Raw genomic sequence first — 14,599 nt, forward strand, 5'->3', positions numbered from 1 at the left:
CCCGGGCGCGAGCGCGTCGTGGGGAAGGAGGCCACAGATCGTCGTGCCCAGGCCGGTCCGGAGAACGACAGAACAGAAGCGCGTCGGGGGAGCTCGTCACGCCGGGTTGTCGATCCACGGCCAGGTGGCGTGGCGGCCGGCCTCGACGAGGCCGACCATACGGAACGCGGCGTCCGTGAGGCCGCCGAAGGTGTGCCGATGGGGGCCCGTCGGGCCGTGGGCGGCGTGGTAGCCGGCCAGGTTCCAGGTGTAGACCGGGATGTCGGCCGGCACCGGTTCCGCCGGCCCGCCGGGGCCAGGGTGTGCGTCCTGCTCGTCGGTGACGATCAGGACGCGGTCGTGGCCCCTGTAGTGGGTGCGCACCGCGTTCGTGGTGTAGGTGCCCCCGAGACTGTGGAACCGTTTCAGCACCTCGAGTACCGGTTCGTCCCGCCGGAAGGGCACCACTGCGCTGGACCAGCCGAACTCCACCAGGTCAGCCTGTTCGGCGCGCATCGCCAACGCGGCACCGAACACCGCTGCCGCGTCCGCCCGGGTCAACCCGGACCGCTCGGAGACGCTGTCCCAGAACATGGAGTCGGACCGGTCCACCAGGATCAGCGTCCGGCCGGGCAGGGCCGGTACGTTGGCCAGCGAGTGGCCCAGTGCCCGCTCCAGCGGGGCCGCCCAACGCGGCGACGGCGCGTGGCGGTGGGCGGCCAGGTAGCGGAAGGGGAACTGCCGGGAACGGGCGACCTCGACGGCGTCCGAGATCCGGGCGGCGACCCGGGCCGCCACGTGGTCCGACACCCCCGCCTCGTCGAAGTTCCGCAGATTCCGCAGGAGCGCCATCGGTGCCATCGAGGGGATCACGGCCTCCCAGACGACGGCGTCCATCGGCCCCTGGAGCCAGCCCGCCACAGCCTCCCAGGTCATGCCCGCCGCCGCCAGGCGCCCGGCGCCGCCCGGCCCGGTCACCAAGGACCGCCGCTCTTTCACCGGCAGCTCCAACAGCGTCCGGTGCTCGCTCAGCAGCCGGTCGGAGGCCGGCGGAACCGCCCGCTCCGGGTGGTGGCGACGGTCCAGGGCATACCGGAAGAGCGCGCCCTGCCAGGGCTTCTCCGGGTCAGGGGAAGCATGCACCAAGTTGAGGACGTCACCGAAGCGGAAACTTCTGGACGGGGTGTCGTACTTCACCAGCGACCGGGAGGAGTACAGCCGGCGTACGGCATCGGCGATGCCCCGCTTCACGGGCTGCGGCACGTTCCGCCCGTACACCGAGGTCCAGTGTGCGAGCAGCTCTCCGGGCTCGTCGGCACGCTGGAGCACCGAGTCGATCACGCACCGGTTGGACGGGCCCTCGGACGATCCCGCCACGAGCCGGGCTCGTACATACGCGGCCGCGCCCACCAGGGACGCCGTGCGCATGTTCCCCTCGCTGCGGAGCCAACGCAGCAGGCCGGCTGTCCATGCGGGATCCTCGACGGCGAGCTCACCCACGAGGCGGGCGTACCGATCGTCGCGCTCCTGGCCGCTCTCGTAGAAGGTCTGCTGGGAGACGAAGTTCCCGACGGCCAGCAGGAAGAGTTCATCCCGGGGTTCCCGCACGAAGGCCGGGGCGCCTGTGCGGCTGCGGGAGGCCTGCGTACTGGGGCGATGGTGGAGCTGCGCTCCGGGCGGGGTCCGGGCGGCCGCCGAGATGTGCGGGGCCACGAGCATCTCGGACCAGACCTTGGAGACGCGTCGGGTGTAGCGAGGCAGTGAATCCCCCCGGATCCAAAGGAACGGCCGACCCCGGCGCACAGCTTCGGCGGAGACGGGGCGAAAACGGCCGCGCCTCCCGAGATCAAAGGGGCGGCGGCGTCACTTGGTTGTCAGAAGGAAGTAGCCGCAGCCGGGCGCATCGGGGGCGCGGTCGCGCTCCCACCCTATGCGGCCCACCGAACGGCACACCAGTGATTAAACGAGCCCCGGGAAGCGTCAGCCAGAGATCCAGAGATCCAGAGATCCAGAGATCCAGAGATCCAGAGATCCGGTGGTCCGGTGGTTCACCGGGTTTCGGCCGGCGCGGCGATGCCTCTAAGAACTCCTAAAGAAATGATCTTCAAGGTGGTTGGCTTCGAGACTGATGATCCGGGGTGCGGGGTGGTTCGGCGAAGCCCTGGCAAGGCGACGACAAGTTCTCCGCGGTGCACGCTGCGCCGCGCAGAACTTAAATGCGTCGACAGCGCCTCTCGGCACCCGGCAAAGTGGCCACGCGTGACGAGCAGTGAACTGTGGACCCGTGCGACCGCCGACCGCTACGACGCCGAGGAGGCCGAAGCGTCCTCGGCTGCCGTTCTCGGACCGGCCCTCGCCTTCCTCGCCGAGCTCGCCGGAGACGGCCGGGCACTGGAGTTCGCCATCGGAACCGGACGCGTGGGCGTCCCGCTCCGGGAACGCGGTGTGCCGGTCGTGGGCATCGAACTGTCCGAGCACATGGCGGCGGTGCTGCGGCGCAAGGTTGACGAGGACACCCTCCCGGTGGTCATCGGGGACATGGCCACCACTGTCGTTCCGGGCGGGTTCACCCTTGTCTATCTCGTCTACAACACCATTACGAACCTGCTTACGCAGGACGAGCAGGTCGAGTGCTTCCGCAACGCCGCACGGCATCTGGAGCCCGGCGGCCGATTCGTCATCGAGCTGGGTGTGCCGCCGCTGCGGCTCCTGCCGCCCGGCCAGGTCGCGGTGCCGTTCGACGTCTCCCAGCAGCATCTCGGCTTCGACACCTTCGACCTGGTCGAGCAGATCCTCGTCTCGCACCACTTCACCCGCGACGGCGACGACGGCCACTACCGCCGCGATAACTCCCGGCACCGGTACGCCTGGCCGGCGGAGCTCGACCTGATGGCACGGATCGCCGGGCTCGAGCTGGAACGTCGCGTTGCGGACTGGGACGGGTCTCCGTTCACCCAGGACTCCGCGAAGCACGTCTCCGTGTGGCGCAAGCCCGCCTGAGGTCGGCCACCGGGCCATCAACGTTGGTCGTGCCTGTCCTGAACTTCTATCGGGAGTTCAGGCGTCGCCAGCGGATCAGTGCACATCCGACGAGGAAGGTTTCGTGGATGTCGTCGCGGATCTCCCAGCGGATCCGCAGGCGGCGGAACCAGTGCAGGTGGGCGAATGCTCGCTCCACGACCCGGCGTTGCGTGCCCAGGCCCGAGCCGTGCTCGGTGCCCCGGCGGGTGATCAGCGGCTTCACGCCGAGATCCCGGACGAGGCGGCGGTAGTTGTCGTGGTCGTAGCCGCAGTCGCCCAGCACCACGTCCGGGCGGCGCCGGGGCCGGCCTCGCTTGCCCCTCACCGGCGGCACCGCCTGAAGCAGCGGGATCAGCTGGGTGACGTCGTTGCGGTTGCCGCCGGTCAAGGTGGCGGTCAGCGGGATACCGATGGTGTCCGTGATCAGGTGATGCTTGCTGCCCGTCCTGCCCTGGTCAACAGGGCTTCGTCCCGTCTTGGATCCCCCTTTCAATGCCCGTATGTGGGAGCCGTCGACGGCCGCCCGGGAGAAGTCCAGGGCGTTCACGCTGCGGAGCTTGGCCAGAAGGACCTGGTGCAGCCGGGGCCAGACTCCAGCCTCGGTCCACTCGGCCGGACGGCGCCAGCAGGTCATGCCCGAACCGAAGCCGAGTTCCTGCGGCAGATGTTCCCAGGCGACCCCGGTGTGCAGGACGAACAGGATGCCCTGGAACACCAGCCGGTCCGGATGCCGCCTTCGCACGGGGTGCCGGGCCGACGCTCCACCTTCGGTAGCAGCCCCTCGATCACCGCCCACAGCTCGTGGTCGGCTTCCCACGGCTTCGGCCGAGCCACTCCAACCCCCGGATCGTCAGTCCCGGAGTGATCCAACCACCTTGAGCATCATTTCGTTAGGAGTTCTCAGCGTGAACCAGGCCGTATGGCTGCGCGCCCCCCGGCCCTGAGCCGTGGGCATTCGCCTGGGCGCGGAGCCATCCACACCCGTGTCGGCGGTCGCGACTGGATGAACCAACTGGCGTCAGCACCGAGGACGGTGACTCACGACTCCCACCGTGGCCCCGCCACGTCGAGCGCGTAGAGATTCCGATCCTGCGCCACATACGCGCTCTCACCGTGCAGGACCGGGCCGTGGAGTGTGCCCTGGGCGGCGGTGTGTTTCCAGATCACCTCGCCCGAGCGGCTGTTCAGGGCGTAGACCGTGGCCTTGTCCGTACCGAAGAAGAGCAGGCTGTCTTCCTCCCCTTCCCTCGTGAGCAGGGAGAGCCTTCCGGTGACCTGCCCGTCCGCGACGAACTTCCAGTCGGCTTCGCCCACCCCCGTCGCCGCGTACACCGCTTCCCCGTACCGGAAGATCGCTGTCCCGCCCTGGACGACCGGCGGGTCCTGGTCGACGACGACGCTGTCGTCGTCGGCGGTGAATGTCCACCCGCTGCCGTCCGACGGATCGACCGATACGCATGCGACGCCACGCCGCGTGTGGAAGTAGAGATACTGGTCCGCCTCGATGGCTGCGGAGGCGAAGTCGTCCGGCAGTTCGCGACCGGGGGAGACCTTGCCCTTCGGTATGGATACGGTCCAGCGCCGTGCCCCGTACCATCCGTCCTGGGCCAGGCTGTACAGGGCGACGGCGTCGCCCTCGTCCCATGCCAGTGAGACACCGTTCATGTCGTTCGTGTCGTCCTCCATGAGCGTCAAGCCGGCGGCGTTCATGACCGTGACCTTGCTGACCCCCTGCCCGTAACGCGTGACGACCACGAACTGATCGGCACCGATCTGGGGGAGCAGTCTGTTCGAGTCGCCGGAGAACGACCGTGTCCACAGCCGCTCGCCCGTGTCCTCATTCAAGCCATGGAGGGTGTGGTCCTTGGTCAGCGTCAGAATGACGTCCTTCCCGTCCCGCCGGATACGGTCGACGGCGACGGGCATCACGGCCGGTCCCTCGCCCGATGCCGTGTAGACGCGCAGGTCGACGGCCCACTGCAGTTCGTGGGAGTTCTGGCTCACCGAAGCGATCCTTCCCTGTTCGTCCCCGAAGACCACGCTGCCCCGGCCGGGTGCGGGAGACGTGACGATCGCGGCGTCATGCGTGTACGACCAGGAGGGGTCCCGCAGCGCCTTCTCGCCGTTGCCTCCGCCCCCGGCGCGGTCCCGATTCCGCACCACGGCCCAGGTGCCGCCGAGGAGCAGGGTGGAGAACCCGGCGACGCCGGTGCCGAACAGAGCGCGCCTGCTGATCCGCCGTACCTGCGGGGCGGTGTGGAGCGGTGGGGCGGCGGAGACAGGCGGCGCAGCGTCGATGCGTGTCTTGGCCGGTCCGAAAGCCGGTCCCTGGGCCGGTCCAGAGGCTGGCGGCGCCAAGGGCGCGGGCTTCACCACCTGGGTCGGCGCCGCCGCCTGAAGCGCCCGCAACCGCCCCCACTGGCGCGTGATGTCGGCCGACACCGCGTCCGGGAGCCAGCTCCCTCCCGCGCCCCCGGCCGTGTCCAGGGCGGCCAGTTCCTCCGCGGAGGGCCGGTGCCGGGAGTCCTTCGCCAGCATCCGGCCCACGGTCTCCACCAGCCCCGGCGGCAGGCCCGCCAGGTCGGGCTCCTGATGGACCACGCGGTACAGAAGCTCATGGACGGCTCCAGTGCCGAACGGTCCGCGTCCCGTCGCCGCGTACGTGACCACCGCGCCCAGCGAGAAGACATCGCCCGCCGCCTCGACGCTCTGCCCCACGGCCTGTTCGGGCGGCATGTAACCCGGCGAGCCGATCACCACCCCTGTACCGGTGAGCGCCGTCTCATCGGCGGCGCGAGCGATGCCGAAGTCGATCAGCAAGGGCCCTTCGGGAGCGAGCAGCACATTTGTCGGCTTGACGTCCCGATGGACCAGCCCAGCCGCGTGCACCGTGATCAGGGCTCGCGCCAGGCCGCTCAGCAGGCGCCGTACGGTGTCCTCGGGCAGCGGCCCGTGGACGCCCACTGCGGCGCCCAGGGAGGGCCCGGCGACGTATTCGGTGGCCAGCCACGGTACGGCCCCGGCGATGTCGAAGTCGATCACCGTCGCCATGCCGGGACCGCTCACCGCGCGGCAGGCCCGCACCTCCCTCGCGAACCTCTGGCGAAACCCCGGGGCGTTCGCCATGTCCGACCGTACCGTCTTGAGCGCGACGGCCCGCCCCTCGACCGTGCGGGCGAGATACACCACCCCCATGCCCCCCTCGCCCAGACGAGCGAGCAGCGGGAACGGACCGATCTCCGCGGGGTCCCCGGCGCGCAACGCTTCCACAACGCCCCCCTGACGCCTGCCTCTTGTGCATGCCGGACCGACCCGGCCGCACGACTACGTGCATCCTGCCAGCTGTTCACCGTGCAGGGCAGCGGACGAGTTACGGCCGTTGCCGTCACCGATCCCGATCACGTCCTTGTACGTGTTCCAGCCGCCCCGATCCTCGCGCGGGACGCGAACGTGTGCGGCGCGCGTCACCGCTCCCGGGGGCCGGTTCTTCCCGGCCTGGCGCAGCCGGCCCTCGCCGGCTTCGGGGCACGTGGCGGCCGGCGTGTCCACGGCGGCCCCCCGTGGGTGGTCGTCGGGTCGGGGCGTGGGTGTTGTCAGTGGGGGGTTGTAGCTTCGGGCGTGTTCGAGAGGTTGTGCGGGAGGGGTGGATTCGTGGGTGCCGAGGGTGTGTTGAGGGTTGTTCTGGTCGACGTGAACGACGAGGTGGTGGCGGCGTGGCGGTCCTCGTTCGCGGACACGCCCGGGGTCGAGATCCGGCGGGGCTCCATTCTTGATGTGGATGTCGACGCGTGGGTGTCACCCACCAATGCGCGGGGCCGGATGGACGGCGGGGTCGACGCCGTCGTGAAGCGGTATCTCGGTGCCGGTATCCAGGTGCGGGTGCAGCGGGCGATACGGGATCGGTTCGGCGGGAGTCTGCCGGTGGGCAGCGCGGTGTGTGTCCCGTCCGGGGCGGCTGTGCCGCGGTTTGTGATTTCGACGCCGACGATGCGGCAGTCTTCGCAGAACGTCAGCGAGACGATGAACGTGGCGCTGGCGTGCGCGGCCGCGTTCCAGGCGGTGCACCTGCAGAACCGCACCAAGCCGGGCAGCATCCGGTCGGTGGCGCTCGTGGGGATGGGCGCACGGACCGGACAAGTGCCCGCGCAGGTGTGCGCCAATCTGATGTGGACGGGTTACACCCTCTTTCACGACCACGGGTTCGCGGACTACGACGAGTTGCGGGCCGCTGTGTTGGGGCAACTCGACGACATCGAGGGCGCGGGGCCCGCGCGGCGGGTGCGGATCAACGTGCCGGGTGCCGTCCCCTTCGCCGATGGGGCGGCTGCTCCGGCCGGGGACCCGTTGGGGCTGGCCGAGCTGTTCACCGGTGGGGGCGAGCCGTGGTTGCCGTTGTTGGGTCCGGTGATCCAGGCGCAGCCGGGGGCCGCCGATTTCATCGGTCCGAAGCGCAGTGCGGAGGTGGTTCCGGTGCGTGAGCTGACGTTCCAGGCGTTGAAGCCGCACCCGCCGCAGAAGTGGAAGGTGGTTGTCTTCGGACAGAACCCGTATCCGCGGGCGGAGAGCGCGACCGGCATCGCGATGTTCGACAACACTTTCAGCGACTGGAAGGACAGCCAGTTCGGCCGGGTCGTCAGCATTCGCTGCATCATCAAGGCGGCCGCGATGTGGAAGTACGGCATCGCCAAGAAGACGCCGATCGCCGACATTCGCTCCTTGTTGAAGAAGGAGGACACGGTTCAGCCGCCGGAGTGGTTCCAGGCGATGCTCACCCAGGGCGTGCTGCTGCTGAACGCCTCCCTCACGGCCAGTGCGGACGGGGCGGTGCCGACCGATCAGCACACGTCGTTCTGGCGGCCCGTTGCCGAACAGATCGTCGAGGAGATCCTTCGCGCGAAGCAGGATGCCGAGGAGGAGGATCGGGGCGTCGTGTTCGCATGGTGGGGCGCGCACGCCCGGAGCCTGAAGAGGGTCGTCCAGCGGCTGGAGAAGAAGTACCCGGGCGTCGAGGTCCGGCACTTGGACCACCCGAATCCGGCGGCGCAGGGGGACATCTTCTGCGAGGGGGACCACTTCGCCCGGGTGAACGACGCCCTTGCGGCGGTCGGGGCGGAGCCGGTCGACTGGCTGCCGCGCAAGGGCTGGGACCGGGACACGACAGGGGCCGGCAGTTCGCAGGGTGGCGTCGCGGAGCGGATGGGGGCGTTCATCGCGTCGACGATGGAGCTGCACCAGCTGTATCTGGAGCGGCTCACGAGCGTCAAGGACGAGGGACTCGTCCTGCCGCCGGTCACCGGCGTGTTCGACACGCCTTTGATGGATTTCCGCAAGGCGGTCGAGCCGGTGTCCGGGGTGCTCGCGAATCTGGACCGGCACATCGAGCGGTCGAGTCTGTTCGGGGAAGCCAAGGTCGCGGAGGCGGGGACCGTGGGCGGGTTCTCCGGCGAGGGTTTGTCCGCCGACGCGATCTCGGCGCTCTATCTGTACACGTGTGAGTCGGCGTTCTACCGCGAGATCAACGCTGTGCTGCGTTCTCCGGACCGTGAGCGGGTGGTGCCGTACCTGCCGTACTTGCGGCTCCTGTTCTCGGCGGTGGCGGCGTTGCCGGTGCAGACGCGGCCGTTGTGGCGGGGGGTGGCGTTGGACCTGCGGTCCCAGTATCCGCTGGGGCGGACGGTGACGTGGTGGGGTGTGTCATCGTGCACGTCCGAGTTGAGCGTGGCCCGGGCGTTCCTCGGGAGCCGTGGCAGGCGGACCTTGTTCGAGGTGACGCCCGCGCGGGCGGTGGGGATCCGGCGGTTCTCCGCTTTCACGGGCGAGGAGGAGTACATCCTCGCGCCGGGCACGCAGCTGGAGGTGACGGAGGTGAAGTCCGAGCGTGGAGGACTGTGCACCGTGCGGCTGACCGAATTGGAGGGGCAGGGGTTGGTGTCCTAGGAAGCCGACCGACGATGCCCTGGGAGGAGGAGGAAGCAGTGGCGGGCGACATTCTGACGGGGCCGGGCCGAGTTGCCCCGGGGCGCCCCAGGGGGGGGCGGTCGAGTGCGCGGCGGTGTTCCTTCTTCACTTCGTCATACCGGCAGAAGGCCGGGGCGCTTGGGCCCGAGGCCGTCTCCGGCTGACTGGCCTCGCAGGTGTCGGCCCAGCCAGGGCAGGAAGTACTCCTCGGCCCGTTGGAGGTCGTGCAGTGGCTCGGCCTGTCCCGTCGCGAGGTCATGAGAGGCGGACGCGACCGCGGCTGGTAGGGGAAAAGCCCGAGCGGCTCGGCGGCCGGTAGGGGAGTGACGCCGCGCAGACCCTCTCCGCCGGACCGCGTCAACGGCTCTGCTGGGCCCGCGCACTCGCTCTGGAGCCAGCGGCTCTCCTGCTGGACGAACCCACCAGCACCCCGGACGAGCAGAGCTGGGACAGGTCGAGGAGTCGGTCGCCTCCCTTCGCGGCAACCGCACGGTCCTCCTCGTCTCTCACGTACTTCTCGATCTCGGACAGTGAGGGCGAGTTCAAGGCGGGAAGGATTCGTACGATCCACGGTCAGTTCCTGTCCTGGTTGCTGGTCGACATCGCGGTGTAGACGGCGGCCGCCGTCCCCAGGGCGCTGGCCCAGCCTCACTCTGCGCCGCGACCACGCCGGCGGCTGCCACCGAAAGAAGAACGATCAGGTGAGGACGGTCGCCTCCCCCAGGCAGGAGCGGAGTGATGTTCACGAGCAGGGTCCTTTCCTCCAAGTTGATCTGTATGTCCTCTGGCTCCTGTCGCACGCCATTGCGTGACGTAGGCAGGGCAGCTGCGTCGTCCGGGGACCGGCGCGGCTGCACGCCTGTCTCCCGACGGCGCCCGCAGGGAAAGGGGGAATCTTCGCGGGGTACGCAGCGCCCTTGCTGCTGCGCCCCGCTGACAGGGCGTCGCCCACCCTGTCGACCGGAATTTGTCTGGTGCCGTGTCAGGTGCACGTAATGCAAAGGTGGTTGGCCCGCTCGAGGCAAGCCTCAGCCCATGGCGGAGATGGTGGTCATCGTCGCCCGGTCGAAGTCGGCGACCGGCCGGATGCGTCCGGAGATGGCGAAGACCCATGGAGTTGCCCTACGGCAGCACGGCGTGAGGTGTCCCGGAAACGCAGCCGCCCCGTTCCGAGCTATCCGGCAGTTGAGGGCCCGGGCACACTGACGCGCGCGTTCTCGCCTCGCATCGCCTGCGGCCGGCGACCGTCGATGACACTCGCTGCGGATCGGCAGTCGCCGCAGGCGTTCTCCCGCTCTGGCAGCCACCAGTAGTCGGCGGGTGTCATGCCGGCATTCTGGATCCCACACAGCGTCGAGTCGTAGGCCCCGAAGGCATGGGAGACATCGGAGGAAAGGCCGTCAGCGACAGCTTCCTCCCAGCGCATGACACGGGTTGGTACGGCGGCCGCGAGATCTCGAACCACTCGCCGCTCACATGGTCGAGGCGTAGCACCAGGAGCAGGACCAGATCTGATGCTCCCAAGGAGTCGGCGGCACAGGCCACGGCCACATCGCTCGTCCGCACACGTCACACTCCACGGGCGGATCCTCACACACCCACGCACCTGACTCCCACCTGCCGGGCGAAGAGCGCGCTCTCAGGGCGGTGAGGCGCCTTCTCGTTCGCTCCCCGGCGGGCCTTCAGTGTCAAGAGCGCGACCATGACGCCCAAGGGTGAGTCCTGGAGGTCCAGCAGTCAGGGCGCAGCCGGCTCGCGTCAGCAGGCGTAGGTCGTGCCTTCGGCGGTGTTCCAGGAACGCGAACGGGCGACTGAGCTGTCACGCTCCGTGTACCTCGTTTTTGAGGTTCTGCGTCGTCCAGGCCGTCTTTCCAGCCATCCTCTTTGAAACGTTCGTAAACCGGTCGAGCAGCTCGCCTGGCTCATGCCGGCCCGCTGGACGGTTGGCATGGAGGCCCACCGGTCTGTCTCGTCTGATGGCGTCTTTGAACCGCGAAGGGCCGACAAGCTGGACCCTCTGTGGCAGCAGATGGCCGCTCAGTGGTGGACCAACTCCGCGAAGCTGACCGTGACTGCTTGTGCAGTCGCCGTACTCCGGCTGCTGAGGCAGCACGAACCTGCGGTCATGCGCCGTCGCTGATCACCGCGTCGGCCCGCCTTGACCCTGGTCGCATCCGGGTCCAGCGTGGATATGTAGACCTCAACGGCATGACCGAGCGAGGGAAGCGCACGAGCGGAGTCCGCAATGACCACCGCCTCACCCCACCGTCGACAGAATCACTGCCATCCGGTGGTCCACGTGCTTGTCGCCATGCTGCTGCTACTGGGAGGCAACGCCTACGCGGGGGCAGCGTTGGCAACGGACCCTACCGATGATCCAAGCCCGCCGCCCGCGTCAGAGCATCATCCGATGCCTCCCGACTCCCCGGATCCCGATCAGCGCACGGAACCTCTGCCGCACGAATCGCCCGATGGTCCGGTGCCACCGACCTCCCATACGCCCGGCGAACACGCCACCATGCGGGCCGACAGGATTCCGCCCCAGGACTACGCAGCGGACGCCGTCGCGCGAGTCGAGGTCGTGGCGCACGTCGATGTCGCTGTGCACTGGGACACGATGCGCCAGTACCACTTCAAGTCGCTCGTCGATACCACGGCAGGCGGCACAGGCGTCTTCGTCAATCCGAGCGGTGGTCTTGTCACCTCTGCCGAGGCCGTCGAACTGAACCACGAACGGGTCACCGTCTACGCGGTGAACCAGGCATGGAATCGGGCTGCGGGGGTACCACTGCCGAAGAACCCGTACGAGCGCATGCGCGTGCGCGACGACCCGAAACTCGATGCGGCTGTCAACAGTTGCTACCAGCCCAACAGCCCGAAGGCGGAATGCGCCGTCTTCATCACGCCCGAGGTCAGGGTGCACCCCTACACCGCCGCCGAGAAGCCCAAGGCGCTCAAGGCGGTCGTCATGTCCACCTCTGGCGGAGTGGCGGTGCTTTCCGTCGCCGCCCCGGGCAAGACGGCCACGGTCGCGCTCGCGGCGGACCCGCAGGCCGACAAGACCTGGACGTCGGTCGGCTGGCCGACCACACCCACCGCCACAGCGAGACCGCCCACCATGCAAGGGCGTTACGACCGCCAGGGCGCGGTCTCGGACCAGGACATCGACAAGCTGCGAAAGCACCTCGGAGCAGGGATGTCCGGCTCGGTGCTCGTCGACGACCGGGGCGCTGTGACCGGCATGTTGAGCCCCGCCGACCGCTCCGTGGACATACTGCGACCCGGTCAGATCACCGAGGCGCTCGCCAAGAGCGGTATGCAGGCCGAACGCGGCCCCGGCGATTCCAGCATGGCCAACGGGCTGGCGTTGTACGCGAAACACGAGTATCGCCACGCTGCACCATGGCTGCACAGCGCCGCGGACGACACCGGGCAGGGAGCGATGGCCGTCCGCTACCACAAAGCCGCGCACGACAGCACGGGCAAGTCCAATGACATGAGTGACGAGGCCGACGCACACACCGGCCACGACGCCTCCGGCGGCAGCACCAACTGGGCCTTGATCGGACCACTCATCGGTCTGACGGTTCTGGCGGTGGCGGGCGGAGTTCTGTTCGTGCTCAAGCGCCGCCGGCAGGGCCCCACCGACGAGACGGACACGGAAGGTCCACCGCCGCCCCCAGCAGACCCGACCGCACCGACCGCCACGCACGTTCTCGGGCCCGCACCAGGGAAACGCCCACCGCCCACGATGACACCACCCTCGGAGCCTGAGAACCACGAGCGGCGAGCCGGCGACCGACCGGAGTCCCACCAGGAGGACCCCGACCGTCCAGCCGCCCGAGGTACCTACTGCGGAAACTGTGGTGCCCTATTGTCCCCCGGTGATCGCTTCTGCTTCGCCTGCGGCACTGCCTTCCACGGCCCTTGAGGACTCGACTGAGATGTCCACGCAACCACGCATCACTCTGGAACCCGGTGAGGAGCTGGCCGGATATCGCATCGAGTCATTCATCGCCCGTGGCGGCATGGCCGTGGTGTACCTGGCCCGGGATCTGTCCCTGGGACGGCCGGTTGCCCTGAAACTACTCGCCCCCGAACTCACTTCCCACGCGAACTTCCGGGCCCGCTTCGTGCGGGAGTCGGAGCTTGCGGCCTCAGTTGACCACCCCAACATCCTGCCGATCTACGGCGCCGGCGAGGCCAACGGTGTGCTCTACATCGCGATGCGGTACGTCGACGGGGAGGACTTGGGTCAGCTCTTGAACCGGCGCGCCCAAATGCCGCAGAGACACGGCCAACTGACAGTGGCCGAAGCGATGTCCCTGTTCACCCAGGCCGCAGGCGCGCTCGACGCCGCGCATGGAGTGGGATTGGTACACCGAGACGTCAAACCCGGCAACATCCTTCTGTCCGGCGCCGACGAGCCGGTCCCTGCGCGCCACGTCTACCTGACGGACTTCGGCCTGACCAAACGTTCAGCGAGTCTGACGGGCTTCACCACCACCGGACACTTCCTCGGAACGATCGCGTACGTCGCCCCGGAACAGATCGCCGGTCGCACAGCCGGTGGACGGACGGACATCTACTCGCTGGGATGTGTCATGTTCCAGGCGCTGACCGGCCAGCCACCCTTCGTCCGCGACGACGACGCCGCCACCCTGTGGGCCCACATGTCCGCGGCCAGGCCGAAGGTGTCCGACTACCGGGATGACCTTCCCCACGGCGTGGACACGGTGCTGAATCGCGCGATGGCACCCGACCCGGAGGAACGCCAGCCATCCTGCCGGGTGGTCATCGAGGAGCTGAGGCAGGTACTCCGTGTCACGCCCCCCATCACGGGACCAGAGACGAGCAGCGCCGAATCGCGTAGGCCGCCACCGATCCCGCCGCCCCCCGGCCCAGCTCCAAAACCGCCCTCATCTGACCACGGGGCCGGAGCCGAGGACCCGCCTTCCCGGCGACAACGAACCCGTCCGCATGCGCCTCACCGCCGCCCCCCGCGGCGTGTGCTGGCGCTGCTCGCCGCCTTGATCGTCCTCGCGGCCGGCGTGGTCACTGCGGTGTTCACCTTCCAGTCCGACAGCTCCTGGGTTGATACGGGAGCCCAGGCATCCCCCTTCCGGCTCGAGCACCCTCCGAACTGGACCCACCATCCGGGCACCGGCGCGGTGATGTATGCCGACACCCCCGACCATCTCATCGGCATCTTCACCGACGGCGACAAGGAACAATGGCAGCGCGCCGAGAAGGTCGTCGACGAAGCCCCGGACAAACTCGCGGGCGTCATGCTCCGCTACACCGAGGAGCCGTTGAACCTGAGCACATCCACCCAAGCAGCCGAGGTGATCCGCGCCATCCCTGCATTTCGTCAGACACGCCTCGGCAACCCGGTGCCCGACCGGGTAGACGGCGTCACCGGCTGGCGTCTGGACGGGACACTGGCGAACCCCAACAGCACAGGCACGCCCGACCGGATCGCCTACAGCTATTACTTGCTCAGCGTCCCAAGCGGCACGGCCCATCTGGTCTTCTTCGCACTGCCCGACCGCATGGAAAAGCAGGACGACACATTCACCCGGGTACGCAGCACAATCCAGCTCCCCAAGGACTGATCGCCCGAAACGGGTGTGGCAGAAGG

8 protein-coding genes and 1 pseudogene are annotated in these 14,599 nt (G+C 68.7%); 5 read left to right on the forward strand and 4 right to left on the reverse strand.

Annotation, left to right across the window (positions count from 1 at the left end; all coding sequences use genetic code 11):
* Nucleotides 1-96 precede the first annotated feature (96 nt).
* Nucleotides 97-1,698 carry a TROVE domain-containing protein gene (locus IE136_RS26445; RefSeq protein ID WP_189601598.1) on the reverse strand — a complete coding sequence of 534 codons (1,602 nt, stop codon included), beginning with the start codon at nt 1,696-1,698 and terminating at the stop codon, nt 97-99.
* Between the two features lie 540 nt (nt 1,699-2,238).
* Here IE136_RS26445 and IE136_RS26450 point away from each other — a divergent pair.
* The gene (locus IE136_RS26450) at nt 2,239-2,979 is read left to right on the forward strand and encodes a class I SAM-dependent DNA methyltransferase (RefSeq protein WP_189601599.1); all 741 of its coding nucleotides are present in this window, start codon (nt 2,239-2,241) and stop codon (nt 2,977-2,979) included.
* Between the two features lie 46 nt (nt 2,980-3,025).
* On the opposite strand, the gene IE136_RS26455 is transcribed toward IE136_RS26450, so the two are convergent.
* The 3 genes from IE136_RS26455 to IE136_RS26465 form a co-directional block, all read right to left on the reverse strand.
* Nucleotides 3,026-3,834 (reverse strand): IS5 family transposase gene (locus tag IE136_RS26455; protein WP_189601600.1). Its coding sequence is split into 2 segments (ribosomal slippage): nt 3,026-3,753 and nt 3,753-3,834, totalling 810 coding nucleotides; the frame shifts between segments, so codons are not numbered across the junction.
* 204 nt (nt 3,835-4,038) lie between these two features.
* Entirely contained in the window at nt 4,039-6,270 is a 2,232-nt protein-coding gene (locus tag IE136_RS26460) for a protein kinase domain-containing protein (RefSeq protein WP_189601601.1), read from the reverse strand.
* A gap of 54 nt (nt 6,271-6,324) precedes the next feature.
* Nucleotides 6,325-6,549: a hypothetical protein gene (locus IE136_RS26465; RefSeq protein ID WP_189601602.1), complete on the reverse strand. Its 225-nt coding sequence runs from the start codon at nt 6,547-6,549 to the stop codon at nt 6,325-6,327.
* A 141-nt stretch (nt 6,550-6,690) separates the two neighbouring features.
* Between IE136_RS26465 and IE136_RS26475 the strand changes: the two genes are divergently transcribed.
* The 4 genes and pseudogenes from IE136_RS26475 to IE136_RS26490 all read left to right on the forward strand — a co-directional run bounded on the left by IE136_RS26475 (nt 6,691) and on the right by IE136_RS26490 (nt 14,573).
* Nucleotides 6,691-8,937 (forward strand): macro domain-containing protein, encoded by a 2,247-nt coding sequence (locus IE136_RS26475; RefSeq protein WP_229819167.1) that lies wholly within the window; start codon nt 6,691-6,693, stop codon nt 8,935-8,937.
* Between the two features lie 352 nt (nt 8,938-9,289).
* Nucleotides 9,290-9,468, forward strand: a pseudogene (locus IE136_RS26480) (ATP-binding cassette domain-containing protein); the annotation flags it as partial.
* 1,735 nt (nt 9,469-11,203) lie between these two features.
* The gene (locus tag IE136_RS26485) at nt 11,204-12,889 is read left to right on the forward strand and encodes a zinc ribbon domain-containing protein (RefSeq protein ID WP_189601603.1); all 1,686 of its coding nucleotides are present in this window, start codon (nt 11,204-11,206) and stop codon (nt 12,887-12,889) included.
* A gap of 13 nt (nt 12,890-12,902) precedes the next feature.
* A complete protein-coding gene (locus tag IE136_RS26490; protein WP_189601604.1) occupies nt 12,903-14,573 on the forward strand; it encodes a serine/threonine-protein kinase in 1,671 nt (556 codons plus the stop codon).
* Nucleotides 14,574-14,599 lie beyond the last annotated feature (26 nt).

The organism is Streptomyces lateritius (assembly GCF_014649715.1).
Lineage (GTDB): Bacteria > Actinomycetota > Actinomycetes > Streptomycetales > Streptomycetaceae > Streptomyces > Streptomyces lateritius.

Coding starts and splice junctions, on each gene's coding strand:
- IE136_RS26445 (WP_189601598.1), bottom strand. CDS start 1,698: ATGCTCGTGGCCCCGCACATCTCGGCGGCCGCCCGGACCCCGCCCGGA.
- IE136_RS26485 (WP_189601603.1), top strand. CDS start 11,204: ATGACCACCGCCTCACCCCACCGTCGACAGAATCACTGCCATCCGGTG.
- IE136_RS26490 (WP_189601604.1), top strand. CDS start 12,903: ATGTCCACGCAACCACGCATCACTCTGGAACCCGGTGAGGAGCTGGCC.